The sequence below is a fragment of the Arthrobacter oryzae genome, from assembly GCF_031454875.1.
In the GTDB taxonomy this organism is placed as follows: Bacteria; Actinomycetota; Actinomycetes; order Actinomycetales; family Micrococcaceae; genus Arthrobacter; species Arthrobacter oryzae_D.
Genome location: NZ_JAVDRQ010000002.1, coordinates 45,484 through 63,593, shown reverse-complemented (window position 1 = coordinate 63,593; position 18,110 = coordinate 45,484). Strand labels below are relative to the sequence as shown.

At 66.8% G+C, this 18,110-nt stretch carries 20 protein-coding genes; 12 read left to right on the top strand and 8 right to left on the bottom strand.

Annotation, left to right across the window (positions count from 1 at the left end):
* Positions 1-51 precede the first annotated feature (51 nt).
* From J2805_RS03515 to J2805_RS03500, 4 genes are all read right to left on the bottom strand, one after another.
* Positions 52-369 carry a Rieske (2Fe-2S) protein gene (locus tag J2805_RS03515; protein ID WP_309969290.1) on the bottom strand — a complete coding sequence of 106 codons (318 nt, stop codon included), beginning with the start codon at positions 367-369 and terminating at the stop codon, positions 52-54.
* Positions 366-2,975, bottom strand: a complete 2,610-nt coding sequence (gene nirB / locus J2805_RS03510; RefSeq protein WP_309969287.1) for a nitrite reductase large subunit NirB — start codon at positions 2,973-2,975, stop codon at positions 366-368. The genes J2805_RS03515 and nirB overlap by 4 nt, the downstream gene beginning before the upstream one ends.
* The gene (locus J2805_RS03505) at positions 2,975-3,322 is read right to left on the bottom strand and encodes a molybdopterin oxidoreductase (RefSeq protein WP_309969284.1); all 348 of its coding nucleotides are present in this window, start codon (positions 3,320-3,322) and stop codon (positions 2,975-2,977) included. Before J2805_RS03505 ends, nirB begins: the two co-directional genes overlap by 1 nt.
* Positions 3,323-3,526: 204 nt before the next feature.
* Positions 3,527-5,200, bottom strand: coding sequence for an ABC-F family ATP-binding cassette domain-containing protein (locus tag J2805_RS03500; RefSeq protein WP_309969281.1), 1,674 nt, complete (start codon positions 5,198-5,200; stop codon positions 3,527-3,529).
* A 202-nt stretch (positions 5,201-5,402) separates the two neighbouring features.
* Here J2805_RS03500 and J2805_RS03495 point away from each other — a divergent pair, with 202 nt between their 5' ends.
* The 4 genes from J2805_RS03495 to J2805_RS03480 are packed head-to-tail and all read left to right on the top strand — an operon-like array spanning position 5,403 to position 8,570.
* On the top strand, positions 5,403-5,918 hold the full coding sequence (locus tag J2805_RS03495) for a histidine kinase (RefSeq protein ID WP_309969278.1): 516 nt from the start codon (positions 5,403-5,405) through the stop codon (positions 5,916-5,918).
* Positions 5,918-6,781 carry a DUF4097 family beta strand repeat-containing protein gene (locus J2805_RS03490; RefSeq protein ID WP_309969275.1) on the top strand — a complete coding sequence of 288 codons (864 nt, stop codon included), beginning with the start codon at positions 5,918-5,920 and terminating at the stop codon, positions 6,779-6,781. Before J2805_RS03495 ends, J2805_RS03490 begins: the two co-directional genes overlap by 1 nt.
* A 59-nt stretch (positions 6,782-6,840) precedes the next feature.
* Positions 6,841-7,785: an ATP-binding cassette domain-containing protein gene (locus J2805_RS03485; RefSeq protein ID WP_309969272.1), complete on the top strand. Its 945-nt coding sequence runs from the start codon at positions 6,841-6,843 to the stop codon at positions 7,783-7,785.
* Positions 7,782-8,570, top strand: coding sequence for an ABC transporter permease (locus tag J2805_RS03480; protein WP_309969268.1), 789 nt, complete (start codon positions 7,782-7,784; stop codon positions 8,568-8,570). Before J2805_RS03485 ends, J2805_RS03480 begins: the two co-directional genes overlap by 4 nt.
* Before the next feature lie 109 nt (positions 8,571-8,679).
* On the opposite strand, the gene J2805_RS03475 is transcribed toward J2805_RS03480, so the two are convergent.
* From J2805_RS03475 to J2805_RS03465, 3 genes are read right to left on the bottom strand one after another with little or no spacing between them, the layout of a single operon-like run.
* Positions 8,680-9,555: a metal ABC transporter permease gene (locus tag J2805_RS03475; RefSeq protein WP_307051256.1), complete on the bottom strand. Its 876-nt coding sequence runs from the start codon at positions 9,553-9,555 to the stop codon at positions 8,680-8,682.
* 2 nt (positions 9,556-9,557) lie between these two features.
* The gene (locus J2805_RS03470; protein WP_309969262.1) at positions 9,558-10,358 is read right to left on the bottom strand and encodes a metal ABC transporter ATP-binding protein; all 801 of its coding nucleotides are present in this window, start codon (positions 10,356-10,358) and stop codon (positions 9,558-9,560) included.
* A complete protein-coding gene (locus J2805_RS03465; RefSeq protein WP_309969259.1) occupies positions 10,355-11,335 on the bottom strand; it encodes a metal ABC transporter substrate-binding protein in 981 nt (326 codons plus the stop codon). Before J2805_RS03465 ends, J2805_RS03470 begins: the two co-directional genes overlap by 4 nt.
* Positions 11,336-11,470: 135 nt before the next feature.
* Here J2805_RS03465 and J2805_RS03460 point away from each other — a divergent pair, with 135 nt between their 5' ends.
* The 5 genes from J2805_RS03460 (at position 11,471) to J2805_RS03440 (ending at position 15,959) form a co-directional block, all read left to right on the top strand.
* Positions 11,471-12,232 carry a CPBP family intramembrane glutamic endopeptidase gene (locus J2805_RS03460; RefSeq protein WP_309969256.1) on the top strand — a complete coding sequence of 254 codons (762 nt, stop codon included), beginning with the start codon at positions 11,471-11,473 and terminating at the stop codon, positions 12,230-12,232.
* A 95-nt stretch (positions 12,233-12,327) separates the two neighbouring features.
* Positions 12,328-12,768, top strand: a complete 441-nt coding sequence (locus J2805_RS03455; protein ID WP_309969254.1) for a VOC family protein — start codon at positions 12,328-12,330, stop codon at positions 12,766-12,768.
* A gap of 21 nt (positions 12,769-12,789) precedes the next feature.
* Positions 12,790-13,743: a 1,4-dihydroxy-2-naphthoyl-CoA synthase gene (locus tag J2805_RS03450; RefSeq protein ID WP_309969251.1), complete on the top strand. Its 954-nt coding sequence runs from the start codon at positions 12,790-12,792 to the stop codon at positions 13,741-13,743.
* Positions 13,744-13,799: 56 nt separating this feature from the next.
* Positions 13,800-14,975 (top strand): AMP-binding protein, encoded by a 1,176-nt coding sequence (locus J2805_RS03445; protein ID WP_309970534.1) that lies wholly within the window; start codon positions 13,800-13,802, stop codon positions 14,973-14,975.
* Between the two features lie 102 nt (positions 14,976-15,077).
* Positions 15,078-15,959: a 1,4-dihydroxy-2-naphthoate polyprenyltransferase gene (locus tag J2805_RS03440; RefSeq protein WP_309970531.1), complete on the top strand. Its 882-nt coding sequence runs from the start codon at positions 15,078-15,080 to the stop codon at positions 15,957-15,959.
* A gap of 59 nt (positions 15,960-16,018) precedes the next feature.
* Here the strand turns inward: J2805_RS03440 and J2805_RS03435 are convergent, their stop codons facing one another.
* On the bottom strand, positions 16,019-16,363 hold the full coding sequence (locus J2805_RS03435; RefSeq protein ID WP_309970527.1) for a DUF4229 domain-containing protein: 345 nt from the start codon (positions 16,361-16,363) through the stop codon (positions 16,019-16,021).
* Positions 16,364-16,536: 173 nt separating this feature from the next.
* Here J2805_RS03435 and J2805_RS03430 point away from each other — a divergent pair, with 173 nt between their 5' ends.
* The 3 genes from J2805_RS03430 (at position 16,537) to J2805_RS03420 (ending at position 18,053) form a co-directional block, all read left to right on the top strand.
* A complete protein-coding gene (locus J2805_RS03430; RefSeq protein WP_309969248.1) occupies positions 16,537-17,010 on the top strand; it encodes a PLDc N-terminal domain-containing protein in 474 nt (157 codons plus the stop codon).
* Between the two features lie 204 nt (positions 17,011-17,214).
* The gene (locus J2805_RS03425; RefSeq protein ID WP_309969245.1) at positions 17,215-17,457 is read left to right on the top strand and encodes a hypothetical protein; all 243 of its coding nucleotides are present in this window, start codon (positions 17,215-17,217) and stop codon (positions 17,455-17,457) included.
* A 137-nt stretch (positions 17,458-17,594) separates the two neighbouring features.
* Positions 17,595-18,053 carry a hypothetical protein gene (locus J2805_RS03420; protein WP_309969242.1) on the top strand — a complete coding sequence of 153 codons (459 nt, stop codon included), beginning with the start codon at positions 17,595-17,597 and terminating at the stop codon, positions 18,051-18,053.
* The last annotated feature ends 57 nt before the right edge of the window (positions 18,054-18,110 follow it).

Below are 18,110 nucleotides of genomic sequence, written 5' to 3'. Positions count from 1 at the left end.
CCGCCCGTGACGCAGACAACAGTTCGTAGAGGATATGCCGAATAAATTCACCTATCTTGCGGCGGTTCGCAGAATAATGTTCAGGTGATTATCGATTTGGACGTCATAGCTGGTCAGAGGTTCGGCGCCGGTGGTGGAACAGCCGGTGTCCAGCCTGAAGGCGTTCTGATGCAGCGGGCACAGGACCAGGTCCTGGTCAATGGTGCCGTCCGCGATCGGACCGCCCTTGTGCGGGCACACGGCGGACAGCGCCCGCAGGCTGCCGTCGCGGAGCCGGAACACCGCCACCTGTTCGCCGGCCACTCCGAATGCCCGGCCCTCACCAAACGGGATCTGATCCACTGGTCCAAGGTTGTAACCGGCGTTCATCGGACCGGCACCTGGGGAAGCACCGTGAGGGGCAGCGATGTGCGGAACTGCCCGGGTGTGAGCGGATCGTCACGCTCGGTCCACGGATCCACATAGCTGTCCACGGACGCCTGCATGGCTGCGTCCAGGTCCGCCGCGATGCCCTCCGAGTCTTCCACCACGACGGCGCGGATGTGGTCGATGCCCACTCGCGGCACAAACGCGTAGGTCCGCTCCAGCCAGTTGGCGTTCTCGCGGTAGTACTGCATGAACCGGCCGGTCAGCACCTTGACCTCCTCGGGGTCATCCACGGTGGCCAGCAGGTCACCCTTGCGGATGTGGGCGCCCGCCGCTCCCCCGACGTAGAGTTCCCAGCGGCCGCCCTCCACGGCCACCACGCCCACGTCCTTGACCAGCGACTCGGCGCAGTTCCGCGGGCAGCCCGAGACGGCCAGTTTCAGTTTGGCCGGCGCCTCGATGCCCTGGAACCGCGACTCGATCTCGATCCCCAGCTTGGTGGAATCACCGGTTCCGTAGCGGCAAAAGTCCTTGCCCACGCAGGTTTTGACCGTGCGGAAGCTCTTCCCGTAGGCATAGCCGGACGGCATGTCCAGATCGGCCCAGACCTGCGGCAGGTCCTCTTTGGGCACGCCCAGCAGGTCGATGCGCTGGCCGCCGGTGAGCTTGATCAGCGGGATGTTGTGCTTTTCGGCGACGTCGGCAATCCGGCGCAGCTGCTGTACGGACGTCACCCCGCCCTTCATCTGCGGGACCACGGAGAACGTGCCGTCCCGCTGGATGTTGGCGTGGACGCGGTCGTTGATGAACCGGGCGTCCCGCTCGTCGATGTACTGGTCCGCCAGCATCATCTTCATCAGGGACGCGAGGCCCATCTTGGATTTCGCATCCTCGGCGCTGCCGGGGGCGAGCGCGGCGAACACCGAGGATACCGAGCGCAGGCCCTGTTTGCGGATGGCCGCCATCAGTGACGCCTTGTCCAGCGGAATTCCGGGCACGTAATAGCTGGCGGCGGGATCCTCTTCCACGGCGCCGCCGGCGGCCCACTCCACCACCTGCTTCACCAGCAGCTTGCAGGAACCGCAGCCCTTGCCGGCCCGCGTGGCGTCCATGGCTCCGGCCACGGTGTTGCACCCGCCTTTGACCGTATCCACGAGGGACCTTTTGCTGACGCCGTTGCAGTTGCAGACCTGGGCGCCGTCGTCGAGTTCGGCCACGCCCTGCTCCTCTGCGGGGCCGCCCAGATCGAACATCAGCGAGATCCGCTCCTCCGGCAGGGGCAGCCCCTTGTCGAAGGCCTGGGTCAGGTAGGCCACCTTGCGGCTGTCGCCGAGCAGGGTGGCGCCCACCATCTTGTTGTCCCGGATGACGATGGACTTGAACACACCGCGGCTGGGTTCGGAGAACACGATGTGTTCGTCCGTCTCCCGCTCCGGGCCCTGCAGGCCCATGGACGCGACTTCGACGCCGGCAACCTTGAGCTTGGTGGCGATCCGGGAGCCGAGGTAGGCCGAGGTGGAGTCCGCGCCGGTGATGTGGTTGGCGAGCACTACGGCCTGCTCCCACAGCGGCGCCACCAGCCCATAGACCTCGCCGCGGTGCTGGACGCATTCGCCCACGGCATAGATGCTGTCCTCGTCCACCACGCGCAGCTGGTCATCCACCACGATGGCGCGTTCCACCTGCAGCCCGCTGAGGACGGCGACATCCACGTTCGGGCGGATTCCGGCGGCCACCACCACCATGTCGCAGTCGATGTCCGGCCGGTCCCGCAGCCGCACGCCGGTGACCTTGTCCGTGCCAAGGACCGCTGTCGTACGGCTCCCTGTGTGCACCCGGATCCCCAGGGCCTCCACGCTCCGCCGCAGGATGGCTCCGCCGTCGGGCCCCATCTGGGCGTTCATGAGGTGGCTGCCGGAGTGCACCACGTCAACGTCGATGCCGTGGCTCTGGAGCCCTCGCGCCGCTTCCAGCCCCAGCAGGCCGCCGCCGATGACTACGGCCCTGTGGTGATCCTCCGACTGCGCGTGCTGGACCATGTTTCGGGTGTCATCGATGGTGCGGAAGGTGAACACCCCCGGCTTGATCGAGCCGCTGGGGGTGTACAGGCCGTCCATCGGCGGCATGAAGGACTGGCTGCCCGTGGCGATGATGAGGACGTCGTACGGGACCACATGGCCGTTGTTGGCGAACACGTATTTGGTGAACCGGTCGATGCGTTCCACCCGGACGCCCGCGTGCAGCGTGATGTTGTTGTCCTGGTACCAGTGCAGCGAGTTCAGGAAGATGTCTGCGTCGCTTTCCTCGCCGGAGAGGACGTGGCTGAGCATGATCCGGTTGTAGTTGCCGTAGGGCTCGTCGCCGAACATGGTGATGCTGAACTGCTCGGCTCCGCCGCGGGCCAGGATCTCCTCCACGGCCCGGGCACCGGCCATCCCGTTGCCGATCACCACCAGCCGACGGCGGGCGGCCGGCTTTGCCGGGCCGGTTTTGTGCTTGGGCCGGAGCGTGCCGTTCGGTTTGTCCTTCCCCAGGGGGCCGGGCCCTAGGGGGCCGGTCTGACGCTGATGCTGCGTCTTGCGCTTGTTTTCGTCCGCGACGGTTGTCATCAGTGTTCCACCATGCCCAGGTCGACGACGACGTACCCGGCAACGCCGTCGGCCGCCAGGAGGAACACCTCAATGACGGACCCGCCCTCGATGTCCTCCACCACCCGGAGCGGCACGTGGACGTCGCTCTTGGCGCCGATGGGGAAATACCGCATGGGCATGCCGTCGCGCATCAGGACGATCGTGATCAGTTCGGAACTGGAGTTGCCGCCCCGGAAGTACAAAGTCTGGTTGATGATTCCGTCCGGAACGAAGTGTGCGAGCTCCCGGTGGATGGGCACGGGCTTCTCGAGTCCGGCTCCCACGAAGGGGAAGACGCCCTGCAGGAAAAGGTTCTTGGTGATCACGGGACAGATCCTTTCGGCCGGCTGAGTACGCCCCGTCGGCGAACCGCAGGGGCGCTACTTGAGCGTGGGAATCACTGGCTCCCCTCCATCCTGCTCCGCCGTTGTTTCGGCCCTGCAGGCAGGGCGTAACGATCCTTTAACGCAAATCTCACCGTTTTTTGGTAACCGGTTCCCGCGCCGCTCACCCGCCCGGAACGCCTGCTGCTAAGCCAGTGCGCCCTCCGCCATCGTGTAGCGGAGCCAGCCCGGGCCGCCGGTGCTCCCGGCGGCATGCTTTGCGGCGCATTTACTGAACCACTCCCCCAGTGCGCGGTCGTGGCTGACCATGATCAGCGTTCCGCCGAATTCCGACAGGGCCGCTTCGAGCTGTTCCACCAGAACGGGTGCCAGGTGGTTGGTGGGCTCGTCCACAAGCATCGTCCCGTACCCTCCGAGCAGGAGCCGGGCAAGGGCCAGCCGCCGCTGCTGCCCGGCGGAGAGGCTGCCCACCGGGACGTGGAATTCGGTGGTTCGGAACAGGCCGAGCCGCAGCAGCGCCTCGGCATGCTCGTCGATGTTGCCGCCCAGGCCGGCCGCGAACGCGGGAAGAAGGCGCATTCCGGGACGCGCCGGCGGTTCCAGCTCCTGCTGCAAATAACCGACCCTGCCGTGCCGCACTACTGTGCCCGTTTCCGGTTCGAGGGTGCCGGCCAGGACGGACAGCAGCGTTGACTTGCCAGCCCCGTTAGGCCCGGTGATCAGGATCTTCTGGCCGGCCTCCACCCGGAAATCCGTGCGTCCCAGGCGGCCCAGCACCTGCACGCCCCGCGCCTCCAAGGCCGGTCCCGCCGCGTCACCGGCCGCAGCAGCCCCCTGCCCGGTCTCGGCCTGAAGCTCCACCGCCAGCTTCAGGGGAACCGGCGGACGGTCCACGGGACTGGCCTCGAGCCGGCGCAGCCGCTCCTGGGCGTTGCGGACCTTGCTGGTGACGGCCTGCTGCCAGGTGCCGGCCTTGAAATCGAAGCCCATTTTGTCGCCGTCGCGGCGGCGGGCATAACCCATTTTTCCGGCCACGGTGTCCGCCTGCAGCCGCTCGGCCGCCATGGCATCCAGCCAGCCGCGGTACTGCTGCACCCAGCGCTCCCGCTCGGCGGCCTTCTCCCGCAGATACCCGTCATAACCGTTCCCGTAGCGATTGACGGCGCACCGTTCGGCGTCCACTTCGATGACGGTGGCGGCCACCTTGCGCAGCAGCGTGCGGTCGTGGGAAACCACGACGACGGTCCCCCGGTGGGCTGCCAGCCGCGCCTCGAGCCAGGCCGTGCCGCTGGCGTCCAGATGGTTGGTGGGCTCGTCCAGCAGGAGGACGTCCGCTGGATCAGCCAGCACGCAGGCCAGCGCCACCCGGTGCTGCTCCCCGCCGGAGAGCGAATCCAGGGCCCGCTGCCGGTCCAGGCCGCCCAGGCCGAGACGGTCCAGCGCAGCCTCCACGCGGGACTCGGCGGCGTAGCCTTCCCGGAGCTGGTACTGGGTCTGCAGGTCGCCGTAGCGTTCCAGCTGTTCCGCATCGGCGTCAGCCAGTCCGGCCTCCAGGAGGTCCAGTTCGGCCTCGATGGCGCGCAGCGATTCCAGGGCGTCGTCGATGGCGTTGCCCACGGTGAACGACGCCGGCAGGCCGGTGGTCTGGGCGAGGTAGCCGACGCGGCCGTGGCTCGCAGCCGCGCCCTCATCCGGGGGTTCAAGCCCGGCAAGGATCCGGAGCAGGGTCGATTTGCCGGCCCCGTTTTCGCCGACGACGGCAACATGTTCGCCAGCCGCAATGACGAGGTCGACGCCGGTGAAAAGCCGGCGGTCACCGTAGCCATGGGTGACGCCGGTCAGGGAAAGATGTTCAGTCAAAGGAAAGTCCTCGCAGGTCCGCAGTGTATGGCGATAGCCGATGGGGGTACTGGGAATGCAGCCGTATCGAAGGGCTGCGCTTAGGACTTCATCGGTCCAGACTGCCCGGCGAAGACGGGCCAGTCAAGCGCGACACCATGATGACACCATGAATGCGAAAAGGAGTATTGACGTGACACCACTATGACGGCATGATGGTGTCATGCAACTCAACCATTACGTCACCGCCGTTCAGCACCAGCTGGACGTGGCCGCGGAAGCCGGGGGCCCTGAGGCCCGGGAACTCAGCGAACGCCTCACGGCTGCGCTCGAGTCAACCGTCCGGCTCGTCCTCCTGGAGGCCCTGTCCGACGCCGCCAATGAGATCACCCTGGAGCTGGCACCGGCTTCGGTGGAGGTCAGGCTGAGGGGCCGCGACCCGGAGTTCGTGGTCACCAACCCGCCGGCCGCCTGCGAGTACGAGGCCGTGGCGGAGCGATCGGCCCAGCCGACGCGCACCATCGCAGCGGAAGACCTCGACGGCGCCAGCACGTCCCGCACCACCCTTCGGCTTCCGGATCACCTCAAGCAGCAGGTCGAAGAGGCGGCCGGCCTCGAAGGCCTGTCCGTGAACTCCTGGCTGATCCGGGCTGTCGCGGACGCCCTCAACCACCAACCCACGCAACGGACCATTCGCCGGGACCCCGGCGAACAGAACTTCACAGGATGGGCACGCTGATGACAACCTTCGAGACCCCCCAGCCAATCGCCGTCATCGTGGACGTGTCTGTCCGCGCCGACATCCTGATCGTGGCGGGCAACCGCACGGACACCGTGGTCAACGTGCAGCCGCGCACGGCAACCCGCGCCCTGGACGCGCGGGTGGCCGAGCAGACCACCGTGGACTATTCGGACGGCCGCCTGCAGGTGAAGCTGCGTCCGCTGCGCCGTTACAGCTGGTTCGGCGACGGCGGTGCCGTGGACATCACCGTGGAAGTTCCCATCGGCTGCAGCCTGGAGCTGAAGTCCGGCATGGGTGACCTCCGCTGCGAGGGCGAGTTCGGCGCCGCGGACCTGAAGACGGAAATGGGCCACGTCCGCCTGGACCACTGCACGGACCTCCGGGTCCACACAGGCATGGGCGATGTGACCGTGGAACGCGTTGCGGGCCGGGCCGAGATCAAGACCGGCTCGGGCAAGGTGCGTATCCGCGAAATCGAAGGCGTTGCCAGCGTCAAAAACGGCAATGGCAGCACGCATATCGTGGACGCCGCCGGCGAGCTCCGCGTCAGTGCCGCCAACGGTGACGTCGCCCTTGAACGGGCCGGCGCCGCAACCACCATCAAGGCCTCCAATGGCGACATCACCGTCGGCGAGGTGGCCCGCGGAACGCTCACCCTCCAGACCGCCGCCGGCTCACTGGCGATCGGCGTCCGCGACGGCAGCGCCGCGTGGCTGGATCTCAGCACAAAGTACGGCCGCGTCCGCAACGGACTCGACGCCGCCAGCGGGCCGGGCGAGGCCGACGCGAAAGTGGAGATCCGCGCCCGCAGCGCCTACGGCGACATCACCGTGCGGCGCTCCCCCGTTCCAACCGCTTAGCAATCCCACCGCTGATGGCCCCGGCCCGGGGCCAAATCCCACCAAAGGCAGGAAAGATCATGGCAAGTGCTACTCCTGCGGCCATCACTGTGGCCGGGCTGCGCAAGGCATACGGCAGCAAGCAAGTCCTCGACGGCGTTGACCTCGCCGTGCCGGCCGGAACCATCTTCGCCCTCCTGGGGCCTAATGGTGCCGGCAAAACCACCATCGTCCACATCCTGTCCACCCTGATCCGCGCCGACGGCGGGGAGGCGGCCGTAGGAGGTTTCGACGTCGTGCGCCAGGCCGGTGAGGTGCGCGGCAAGATCGGGCTGACCGGGCAGTTCTCAGCCGTGGACGGCCTGCTCACCGGCGAAGAGAACCTGGCCCTGATGGGCAGGCTCCGGCACCTCCCTGCGGCCGAACTCCAGCGCCGCACGGCAGCCCTTCTTGAAACGTTCGACCTCGTTGAGGCGGCCAAGCAGCCCCTCGTCACGTACTCGGGCGGCATGCGGCGCCGGCTCGACCTCGCCATGACCCTGATGGGCGATCCCGAGATCATCTTCCTGGACGAACCCACCACGGGCCTGGACCCGCGGAGCCGCCGCACCATGTGGGAGATCATCCAGGGCCTCGCAGCGCGCGGCGTCACCATCTTCCTGACCACCCAGTATCTGGACGAAGCCGATCAGCTTGCGGACAGGATCGCGGTGCTGGACCAGGGCCGGATCGTGGCCGAGGGAACCCCTGCCCAGCTGAAGCGGCTGGTTCCCGGCGGACACATCCGCCTGACGTTCGGCGACCTGGCCGCCTTGGAGCGGGCCGCCGTCGTCCACGATCCCGACAACCGCGACGACGAGACCCTCACCTTGGAAGTCGCCGGCGACGACGGCGTCCGGTCCCTGAAGGACGTGCTGGACCGCCTGGAGCGCGCCTCCGTCGACGTGGCTGACCTGTCCGTTCACACGCCCAACCTGGACGATGTCTTCCTCGCCCTCACCAGCCAGAAGGAGAACGTACGATGAGCACGCTCAGCTATGCAGCGTCCGACGCGACCACCATGTTGCGCCGGAACCTCAAGCACGTGGTCCGCTACCCCTCGATCCCGCTGTTCGTCGCGGGGACCCCGATCGTTTTCCTGTTGCTCTTTGTGTACGTGCTCGGCGGGACGCTGGGTTCGGGACTGGGTGGCGGCAGGGACGACTACCTCGCGTACATCGTGCCCGGCGTCCTGATGCTCACCCTCACCGGGAGCGCCACGGGTACCGCCATCTCCGTGTCCACCGACATGACGGAGGGCATCGTCGCACGGTTCCGCACCATGGCGATCTCCCGGGGTGCCGTGCTCACGGGTCATGTCGTGGGCAGCCTCATCCAAACGATGGCGGCCATGGTCCTGGTGGCCGCCGTGGCTGTGCTGATCGGCTTCCGGCCCACCGGTTCCCCGGCGGGCTGGCTCGGAGCACTGGGCGTGCTGACGCTCATCGCGTTCTCCGTGACGTGGGTGGCGGTGGCCATGGGCATCAACGCCAAGAGCGTGGAAACGGCCAGCAACCAGCCCATGATCTTCCTGCTGATGCCGTTCCTGGGCAGCGGATTCGTGCCCACAGACTCCATGCCGGAGGTCCTGCGCTGGTTCGCGGACGTGCAGCCGTTCACGCCTTTCATCGAAGCCGTCCGGGGACTCCTGATGGGCACTCCGGTGGAGGCCGGCACCATGCTGGCAACGTTCATCTGGTGCCTGGTGATGAGCGTGGGCGGGTACGTGTGGGCGCTGTGGCTCTACAACCGCAAGTCCGTCCGTGCCTAGCCGGCCTGCGGCCCAACCGGACAAGGGCCTAGCCGGCCAAGGGCGCACCCGGGGCGTAACGCCCCGGGTGCGCGCCGCCGTCGTACGTTTCGTCCCCTGAGTGCCAATTTCAGGCGGCGAGGGCCACGGCTTTCTTGCGGCGCGCCTTCGCCAGCCGGGTGCCGATCAGCCCCTGGCGGGGGCTGAACAGGTAGACGACGGCGAAGATGGCACCCTGGGTGAGCACCACCATGGCGCCGGAGGCGGTGTCCAGGTAGTAGCTGAGGTAGATGCCGGCGATGGAGCACAGCGCCGAAATCACCGGGGCGATCACCAGCATGCGGGAGAACCGGTCCGTCAACAGATAGGCCGTGGCTCCAGGGATGATCAGCATGGCCACCACCAGCACCACCCCCACGGTCTGCAAAGCCACCACGGAGGTCAGCGCCAGGAGGCCCAGCAGGAGCGCCCCCAGCCGTTTCGGGGAGAGCCCGATGGCGTGGGCGTGTGTGGGGTCAAAGGCGTAGAGGGTGAGGTCCCGCCGCTTCAGGATCAGGATGGCGAAGGCCACCACGCCCAGCACCAGCACCTGGATGAGGTCCGGAATGCTGACGCCCAGCAGGTTGCCGAAGATGATGTGGTTGAGGTCGGTCTGGCTGGGTGTGACCGAGATGAGCACCAGGCCCAGGGCGAACAGCGAGGTGAACACGATGCCGATGGCCGCGTCCTCCTTCACCCGGCTGGTGTTCCGGACCACCCCGATCAGGGTGACGGCAATCAGCGCGAAGACCAGCGCCCCCAGCGCGAACGGCGCCCCCACGATGTAGGCGAGGACCACGCCAGGCAGCACGGCGTGGGAGACGGCGTCGCCCATCAGGGACCAGCCGATCAGCACCAGCCAGCAGCTCAGCACGGCGCAGACGATGGCGGCGAGCGCCGTGGTGACGATGGCGCGGACCATGAAGTCGTAGCTCAGCGGTTCCAGCAGGAGGTCGAAGAGATCCATGGTCAGTTCCTGCCCTGTTGGTCCGAGAAGTCGTGGCCCGCGGCGCGGCCGGGAGCGTCCTCGTCCGGGAGGTCGCGGTTGAGGACGTCCAGGCCGAAGGCCATGGCCAGGTTCTCCGGCTGTAAAACCAGCTCGGGCGGGCCGTGCATCAGGACCTTGCGCATCAGCAGCACCGCTTCGTCGCACAGCTGGGGCAGGGCGTGGAGGTCGTGGGTGGAAATGAGGATGGTGCAGCCGTCCGAGGCGAGTTCCCGCAGCAGGCGGGTAATGGTGGCTTCGGAGCGTTTGTCCACGCCGGCGAAGGGTTCGTCCAGGAGCATCATGGTGGCTCCCTGGGCGATGCCCCGGGCCACAAAGGCGCGCTTCTTCTGACCGCCGGAGAGCTGGCCGATCTGCCGGTTGGCGAACTCGGAGAGCTCCACCCGGTCCAGGGCGAGGTCGACGGCGGCACGGTCCGCCTTGGAGGGCCGGCGGGTGAAGCCCTGGTGCCCGTAGCGGCCCATCATCACCACGTCCCGGACGGACAGCGGGAACTGCCAGTCCACGTCTTCGCTCTGCGGGACGTACCCGATGCCGCCTTCCTTGCGTGCCTTGGCAGGTGACGCGCCGTGGATGAGGACGCGGCCGGCGTCGGGCTTGATCATTCCCATGATCACCTTGAACAGGGTGGATTTTCCGGAGCCGTTCATGCCGATCAGGCCGCAGATCCGGGCTGTGTCCAGGGTCAGCGACGCGGCGTCCAGCGCCAGCACCTCGCCGTAGTGGACGGTGACGTTTTCAACCAGGATGGCCGGGGTGCTCACGGTGTTGCTCCTGCCGGGGCGCCCGTCAGTGCTTCGGTGATGACCTTGGAGTCGTGCCGGATGAGATCCAGGTACGTGGGGACGGGGCCGTCCGCCTCGGACAGCGAGTCCACGTAAAGGACGCCGCCGAACTTCGCACCCGTGGCTCCCTCCACCTGGCGCATGGGAGCGTCGGACACCGTGGACTCGCAGAACACGGCCGGGACCTTGTTGGCCTTGACGAATTCGATGGCGCGGGCGATCTGCTGGGGCGTGGCCTGTTGCTCGGCGTTGACGGCCCAGATGTAGACCTCGCGGAGGCCGGCGTCACGCGCCAGGTAGGAGAAGGCGCCCTCACAGGTCACCAGCGCCCGCTGCGCTTCGGGAACGGAGGCGAGTTTCTGGACCATTTCGTCCTTCACGGTCTGCAGTTTGGCCTTGTAGGCCGCTCCGTTCGCCTCGAAGGTGGAAGCGTTGTCCGGATCGAGCTTCGAGAACGCTTTGACCATGTTGTCCACGTAGATCTGGACGTTGACCGGCGACATCCACGCGTGCGGGTTCGGCTTGCCCTGGTACGAGTCTTCGCTGATGGACATGACTTCCACGCCTTCGCTCACCACGGCGTGCGGAACATCCAGGCCCTCGACGAACTGGGCGAACCAGGCTTCCAGGTTCAGGCCGTTGTCCAGGATCAGGTCCGCCTTGGACGCCTTGCGGATGTCACCGGGGGTGGGCTCATAGCCGTGGATTTCGGCACCAGCCTTGGTAATGGACTCAACCTGCAGCTTGTCCCCCGCCACGTTCTGCGCGACGTCCGCCAGCACTGTGAACGTGGTCAGGACGACGGGCTTCTCGCCCTCCGGCCCCTGGCCGGGCGAACCACCCCCACATGCGGCTAGTGACATGCAGAGGAAAACGGCGACGACGGCGGCTCCGGCAGAGCGGAGGCCCTCGGTTCGGCGGACTACTTTGGCGCACCGAAACAGAAATTTAGGCATACCGAATATTGTACGTGGAGCCGCTGCCGGGCTGCAATGTTGCGGCCGGCCGCCCAACTGACTCGCAGTTAACGTCGTGAACCCGCGTTTTTACGACGTTAACTGCGAGTCAGTTGGGGGAACTAGGCTGAAGGCATGGGAACAGCTCTCCGCAATTCCCCGGCGCCACAGCCGGAGCTCTACCGTTTTTCCGCGCTCGACTACACCACCGTGGGACTCTACGTGGCCGTTGCGGCGCTCTTTGCCGTGGCCGGATCGCTGCTGCAGCCACTGTTGCTCCAACTCTCCCCGGACCCGTCCGTGGCCGTCTACTCGGTGAATCTGCTGTTCTACGGCGGCGTGGGCCTGCTGGCATTCGCCGCCGCCCGCCGGGTGGTCTCCCGGGACCTCCGGGTCCTGGGCACCAGGCCCTGGTTCACGCTCATCATGATTCCGGTGGCGGTGGTGGCCATGCTGATCCTGACGGCCCTCCTGGTTGCCCTGACCGGCCCGGTACAGGGTTCCGCCAACCAGGCCAACGTCCAGGCGCTCGTCCAACAGGTGTCGCCGTGGCTGATTGTGCCGCTGCTGGTGATCGTGGGGCCGTTCGTGGAGGAGTACATCTTCCGCCACCTGCTGATCGGCAAGCTCTGCCGCCGGGTCAACATCTGGGTGTGCTGCGTCCTCTCCACGGTCCTGTTCGCGGCACTGCACATCGTGGGCCAGGAAACCCTGACCCTGCCGGTGCTGATGCCGTACCTCGCCATGGGCGCCACACTGGTGTTCGTATACGTGTGGACGGGGAAGAACGTGATGTTCTCCTACTTCGTCCACGCCGCGAAGAACCTGCTGGCCGTGGTGTTCATCTACGCGATCCCGCCCGAACTCATGGAGCAGCTGCAGCAGGTCCAGCCCTAGGGTCGCTTCGGCTGGCATCTCGACCCGACCGAACCAGGACCGGAACCGTCCGCAAAGCACTTCCGGCGGGGACGCCGCCGTCGTAGTTTTGACCCATGGGACTCAACATTCAGATAGCGATCGACTGCAGGAATCCGCACGAACTGGCCGATTGGTGGGCGGAAACCCTGGCTTGGGCGGTGGAACCGCAGGACGAAGCGTTCATCCGGTCGATGATCGAAAAGGGCTTTGCCACCGAAGACCAAACCAAAACCCACAACGGCAAACTCGTCTGGCGCGACGGCGCGGCAATCCGCCCGGTCGAAGAACTCGAAGCCAAGGACCCAGCCCGCCGGCTCCTGTTCCAGACAGTGCCGGAGGAAAAGACCATCAAAAACCGGGTGCACTGGGATGTTCGCCTTGACGGCAGGGACAAGGATGAGGTCCGTACGGAGCTCGAGGCACGCGGCGCCAAGTTCCTGTGGACGGCCAGCCAGGGGCCGCACGAATGGCACACCATGGCGGACCCCGAAGGCAACGAGTTCTGCATCAGCTGAGGCGATTACTAGACTCGGTCTGTGAGCAACGAATTCCCAGCCAAGGTATCCGACGTCTTTGACCCCTCCCGGTGGCGCACCGTGGCCGGCTTCGACGACTTCCAGGACATGACCTACCACCGGCAGGTTGAACGGGATGCGGACGGCGCCGTACGTCGTGACCTGCCCACGGTCCGCATCGCCTTCAACCGTCCTGAGGTCCGGAATGCGTTCCGCCCGGGGACCGTGGACGAGCTCTACCGCGCCATGGACCACGCCCGCATGACCCCCAACGTGGCCACCGTGCTGCTCACGGGCAACGGGCCGTCCGCCAAGGACGGCGGGCACTCGTTCTGCTCGGGCGGGGACCAGCGGATCCGGGGCAGGGACGGGTACCGCTATGCCGACGGCGAGACCAAGGAAACCATCGACCCCGCCCGCGCGGGCCGGCTGCACATCCTGGAAGTCCAGCGGCTCATGCGCACCATGCCGAAGGTGGTCATCGCCGTCGTCAACGGCTGGGCGGCCGGCGGCGGGCACTCGCTGCATGTCGTCTCCGACCTCACCATCGCCTCGCGCCAGCACGGCAAGTTCAAGCAGACGGACGCCACCGTGGGAAGTTTCGACGCCGGCTACGGCTCCGCGCTGCTGGCCCGCCAGATCGGCCAGAAGGCCGCCCGCGAAATCTTCTTCCTGGCCCGCGAGTACTCTGCCGAGGACATGGTCCGGATGGGCGCCGTGAACGAGGCCGTGGACCACGAACGGCTCGAGGAAGTGGCGCTGGAGTACGCGGCGGACATCGCCCGGCAGTCGCCGCAGGCCATCCGCATGCTCAAGTTCGCCTTCAACCTGGCCGACGACGGCCTGGCCGGGCAGCAGGTGTTCGCCGGCGAGGCCACCCGGCTGGCGTACATGACGGACGAGGCCGTGGAGGGCAAGGAAGCCTTCCTCGAGAAGCGCGACCCCGACTGGTCCCAGTTCCCTTACTACTTCTAACCCGTCCTACTCCTAAGGCAGCCCCTGTGACCTCCCAGCCTCCGAACACTGAGCACCTGAACACTGCGCCACCGAACACTGACCCACCGAACATCGAACCCGCGCTGAAGGCCCTGGCGGACGCCCTCCACGGGGAGGGCCCCGCCGTCGAACTTTCCGCCGACGCTGACGGCAACGTTGTGGTCTCCGCGGTGGAAACGCCGGGCTTCGAGGACGCGGCCGTGGTGGTGCGCACGTCCGGTTCCACCGGAACGCCCAAGGCGACGGTCCTCACCGTGGAAGCGCTGGCGGCGTCGTCCGTGGCCACCGCCTTCGCGCTCAAGGGCGAGGGCCAGTGGCTGCTCGCACTCCCCCTCCAGTACGTCGCCGGGGTGCAGGTCCTGGTCCGTTCCCTCTTCGCCGGTACCCGGCCGTGGGCCATGGACCTCTCCGCAGGTTTCACGCCGGAGGCCTTCACGGCAGCCGCCCAGGAGCTCACCGACAAAATCCGCTTCACCTCCCTGGTGCCCACGCAGCTGCAGCGGCTGCTGGAGGCGCCGTCGGCCGAAACGCTGGCCGCGCTGCGCCGGTTCAACGGCATCCTGCTCGGCGGCGGCCCGGTCTCGCCCGAACTGCTTGCGGCGGCGCGCGATGCCGGCGCCCGCGTGATTACCACCTACGGCTCGGCCGAGACCTGCGGCGGCTGCGTGTACGACGGCTTCCCGCTCGAGGACGTCCTGGCCCGGGTCGACGGGGACGGCAGGATCCTGCTGGGCGGCGCCACGCTGGCCGCCGGCTACCTCGGCGAAGCCGGACCGGCCGCCGACGACTTCTTCGAGGAGGACGGCGTCCGCTGGTACCGCACAGGGGACCTTGGTTCCATCGACGCCGACGGGAAGCTCACCGTGCTGGGCCGCGCCGACGACGTCATCATCACCGGAGGCGTGAAGGTTTCCGCCACGCACGTGCAGGCTGAGCTGGAAAAGCTCGACGGCGTGCTCGCCGCTTTTGTGGCCGGCGTTCCGTCCGCGGAATGGGGCCAGGCCGTGGCCGCCTACGTTGCTGTGGAGGACAGCTCCCACGCCGGCACCGAGGGCTTCACTGCCAGGCAGCACGATGCGATGCACGATGCTTTGGGCCGGCTGGCGCCGAAAACCGTCCTTGCCGCCGCCGGGCTGATGATGCTGCCTAATGGCAAACCGGACCGGCTGGGCATGACGGTTCTGCTGGACGCGCTGCATCAGGGAAAATAGAAAAGCCCCGCCAGGCCGAAAAGGCCGGGGCGGCAGGATTTCGGCGGGTTTTTGCCCTCCGGCCGCACTGAAATGAACAACGAAGCAATCGGAGTACTGACCGTGGCTACAGCCGCACAATGGATCCAAGGCGCCCGACCGCGCACCCTGCCGGCTGCCATCGCACCGGTTCTGATCGGCACCGCCGCGGCCTTCGAGATGAATGCGTTCAAGCCGCTCAACGCTGTCCTGGCCGCGTTCGTGGCGCTGCTGCTCCAGGTCGGCGTGAACTACGCCAATGACTACTCGGACGGGATCCGCGGCACCGACGAGGACAGGGTGGGACCACTTCGCCTGGTGGGCTCGGGTGCCGCGAAGCCCGAGATGGTGAAGCGGGCGGCGTTTGCGGCGTTCGGGCTGGCCATGCTGTTCGGCCTGGTCCTGGTGGTTATCACGCAGACGTGGTGGCTGATTTTGGTGGGCCTCGGGTGTGTCCTGGCCGCCTGGGGGTACACCGGCGGCAAGAACCCCTACGGCTACATGGGCCTGGGCGACGTGTTCGTATTTGTGTTCTTCGGACTCGTGGCTACCCTGGGCACCACCTACACCCAGGCCGGGCAGCTCAGCCTGGCCGCCATCATCGGGGCAATCGGCACCGGCCTGATCGCGTGCGCGCTCCTGATGGCCAATAACGTCCGGGACATTCCCACCGATATCCAGGCGGGAAAGAAGACCCTTGCCGTGCGGCTGGGCGACAAGCACGCCCGCGAAAGCTACGTCCTGATGCTGGCCGTCGCCATCCTGCTGGTGGTGGTCCTGGCGCCCGGACGCCCGTGGATACTTCTTGTGCTGCTGCTGATCCCGGCCAGCCTGATGCCGTCCTGGCTGATGATCAACGGCCGGAAGCGCAAGAGCCTCATCCCGGTCCTCAAGCAGACGGGCCTGATCAACCTGGGCTACAGCGTGCTGTTCTCCCTGGGCCTCGTGCTGAGCCACGGCCTGTAGGGATAGGTCTTAGAACCGGGCCCAGGGGTTCGGAACCGGCTCAGGCGTGTAGAAACGCCTCAGGCGTCCGTGCGGGGATTTTCTTTGCGGGGTGCTTCAGTTCGCGGTGCTTCGGTGCGGGGAACTTCCGACCGGACAGTGATGTCCGGGTTGGCGTCCACCAGGGTGTCCTCGGCGTCGGCGTCTTCAACCTCGCCGGCGGTGCGGATGGGCTTGGCCCGGCCGGAGAACCGCTCGTGCAGGCTGGCCGTAGCGGCGTCGCGCTGCTTCTGGAAGAACAGATAGCTGATGGCGAAGGCAATCAGGCCCGCGAAGACTGCGGCCAGCAGAATTCCCACCTCGAGGAAGGTGAACAGCACGAGCAGCGGCACGAACAGCGCCAGACGGATCAGGGAGTATTTCATAAAAGCCACGGTTCAAGTTTAGCCGTCCGGCGTCGGGGCACCCTGCCAGCGTCTGGTGGAGCCTGTACGGCTGTAGGGCCAGCCCGGTTGTCGCCTGACGGGCGAATGATCAGCCTGCCAGGCGAAAGAACCGGAGGGCAGTGCTGCAGGCGTCCGGACGGTAGACTGATGGTATGCCCCGTGTATTGGTCGCCGTTGCCGTTCTTGCCATATTCGTCTATGGCCTCGTGGACGTGATCCGGACTGATAAGCACCTCACCAGGGGTATTTCCAAGACGGCCTGGATCGTGGTGATGGTAGTCCTCCCCGTGGTGGGAGCGGCACTCTGGTTCATCATCGGCCGGCCTCGCGGAAACCGCCCCGCCGTACAGTCCTACGGCCGCACCGTCGCGCCGGATGACGACCCCGACTTCCTGCGCAACCTCGAAACCCGCCGCCGCAACCAGGCCGAGGCGGACCGCCTTAAGAAGCTCAAGGACGAGCTCCAGGCAAAGGAACACAAGCTCAACGGCGGCGCCTCGGGCACCGGCGGCCCAGGCGAGGGCAAAGGCAAGGCCGGCCCGAACGGCAGTCACCGGGGCGACAAGCACCCCGAGGAATCGCACCACCCGGAGACCGACTCCCACGGCACGGACGAGGTCAAGTAGGCCGTTTCCGCTGAGTGCCACGCCTTTTGCCACTTTTGGCCGCTAAGGCGCGACCTTAGCGGCCAAAAGTGGCAAAGGACTGCGACCGGGACGGCCCAGCTTCCTGTCCGCATCCCCAAGTTGCCGACACCCACTTGTCCTCCACATTGACGCGGGGCTGTGGATAAGGGAATCGCCATCCTTCGACGGGGCCACAATGCTCCTATGCGCCTTCCAACCGAGCTCCCCCGGGACCTTCGACACCGGCCGTTCACTCTGGAGCAGGCCCGGTCCGCGGGCCTGACCCAGCGCCGACTGCGGGCCAGCGACCTGACGAGTCCGTGCACAGGGGTCCGGATGTCAGCAGCAGCCGAGGAGACCCTGCTGCTGCGGGTCGCTGCTGTCGGTGCCGTCACGGGCGCAGTTGTCGCACGTGCGATGCACTTCTCCCTTGCGGACATGGTTTGACCTTGCAGGAATTCTGGGTCACGACGACCTCGTAATAGCTGGCGATCCTGTTTCGCCGCAGAAATCCGCTGTCCTCACTGGCTGAGCTGGACCACTTCCTGGCCGGCAAGATCGGCAAGCCTGGCTATCGCAACGCCATGCGGGCCCGTGCCCTTTTGCGGGCCAACACGGACTCTCCCAAGGAGACGGAAGTCCGGCTGCTGCTGCGCCGCCACGGGCTCCCCGAGCCTGCCATCAACGTCCCTTTGTTCGATGAAGCAGGACGCTGGATCCAGGATCCCGATATGTCCTACGAGCGCGAAAAAGTGGCCATCCAGTACGACGGCGCACACCACGCTTCACCGGCCCAACGCCGCAACGACATCTTCCGCGACGAGGACGCAAAGGAGGCGGGCTGGCGGGTTGTGGTACTGACGCAGCTGGACCTCGACACCCTCGTGCCCCGGCTCGACACTACGCCCGGCATGGAGCCACGGGCCGTGACCCGCATCCGGAAAGCGCTTATGGAGCGAGGCTGGGCACCGAAGCCGGCCCGCCGTCGTCGTGCATCCGGCAATGGAGCGGATAAGGCTGGGCATGGAACAACGGCCCTTTGACGCTTTTGGCCGCTAAGCGCGGGGCTTAGCGGCCAAAAGTGGCAAAGCGTGTGGCAA

What these genes read in the sequence shown, in the direction of transcription:
- J2805_RS03515 (WP_309969290.1), bottom strand. Translation starts at nt 369, where the DNA reads ATGAACGCCGGTTACAACCTTGGACCAGTGGATCAGATCCCGTTTGGT.
- nirB (WP_309969287.1), bottom strand. Translation starts at nt 2,975, where the DNA reads ATGACAACCGTCGCGGACGAAAACAAGCGCAAGACGCAGCATCAGCGT.
- J2805_RS03495 (WP_309969278.1), top strand. Translation starts at nt 5,403, where the DNA reads ATGCAACTCAACCATTACGTCACCGCCGTTCAGCACCAGCTGGACGTG.
- J2805_RS03490 (WP_309969275.1), top strand. Translation starts at nt 5,918, where the DNA reads ATGACAACCTTCGAGACCCCCCAGCCAATCGCCGTCATCGTGGACGTG.
- J2805_RS03485 (WP_309969272.1), top strand. Translation starts at nt 6,841, where the DNA reads ATGGCAAGTGCTACTCCTGCGGCCATCACTGTGGCCGGGCTGCGCAAG.
- J2805_RS03480 (WP_309969268.1), top strand. Translation starts at nt 7,782, where the DNA reads ATGAGCACGCTCAGCTATGCAGCGTCCGACGCGACCACCATGTTGCGC.
- J2805_RS03475 (WP_307051256.1), bottom strand. Translation starts at nt 9,555, where the DNA reads ATGGATCTCTTCGACCTCCTGCTGGAACCGCTGAGCTACGACTTCATG.
- J2805_RS03465 (WP_309969259.1), bottom strand. Translation starts at nt 11,335, where the DNA reads ATGCCTAAATTTCTGTTTCGGTGCGCCAAAGTAGTCCGCCGAACCGAG.
- J2805_RS03460 (WP_309969256.1), top strand. Translation starts at nt 11,471, where the DNA reads ATGGGAACAGCTCTCCGCAATTCCCCGGCGCCACAGCCGGAGCTCTAC.
- J2805_RS03455 (WP_309969254.1), top strand. Translation starts at nt 12,328, where the DNA reads ATGGGACTCAACATTCAGATAGCGATCGACTGCAGGAATCCGCACGAA.
- J2805_RS03435 (WP_309970527.1), bottom strand. Translation starts at nt 16,363, where the DNA reads ATGAAATACTCCCTGATCCGTCTGGCGCTGTTCGTGCCGCTGCTCGTG.
- J2805_RS03430 (WP_309969248.1), top strand. Translation starts at nt 16,537, where the DNA reads ATGCCCCGTGTATTGGTCGCCGTTGCCGTTCTTGCCATATTCGTCTAT.
- J2805_RS03425 (WP_309969245.1), top strand. Translation starts at nt 17,215, where the DNA reads ATGCGCCTTCCAACCGAGCTCCCCCGGGACCTTCGACACCGGCCGTTC.
- J2805_RS03420 (WP_309969242.1), top strand. Translation starts at nt 17,595, where the DNA reads ATGCGGGCCCGTGCCCTTTTGCGGGCCAACACGGACTCTCCCAAGGAG.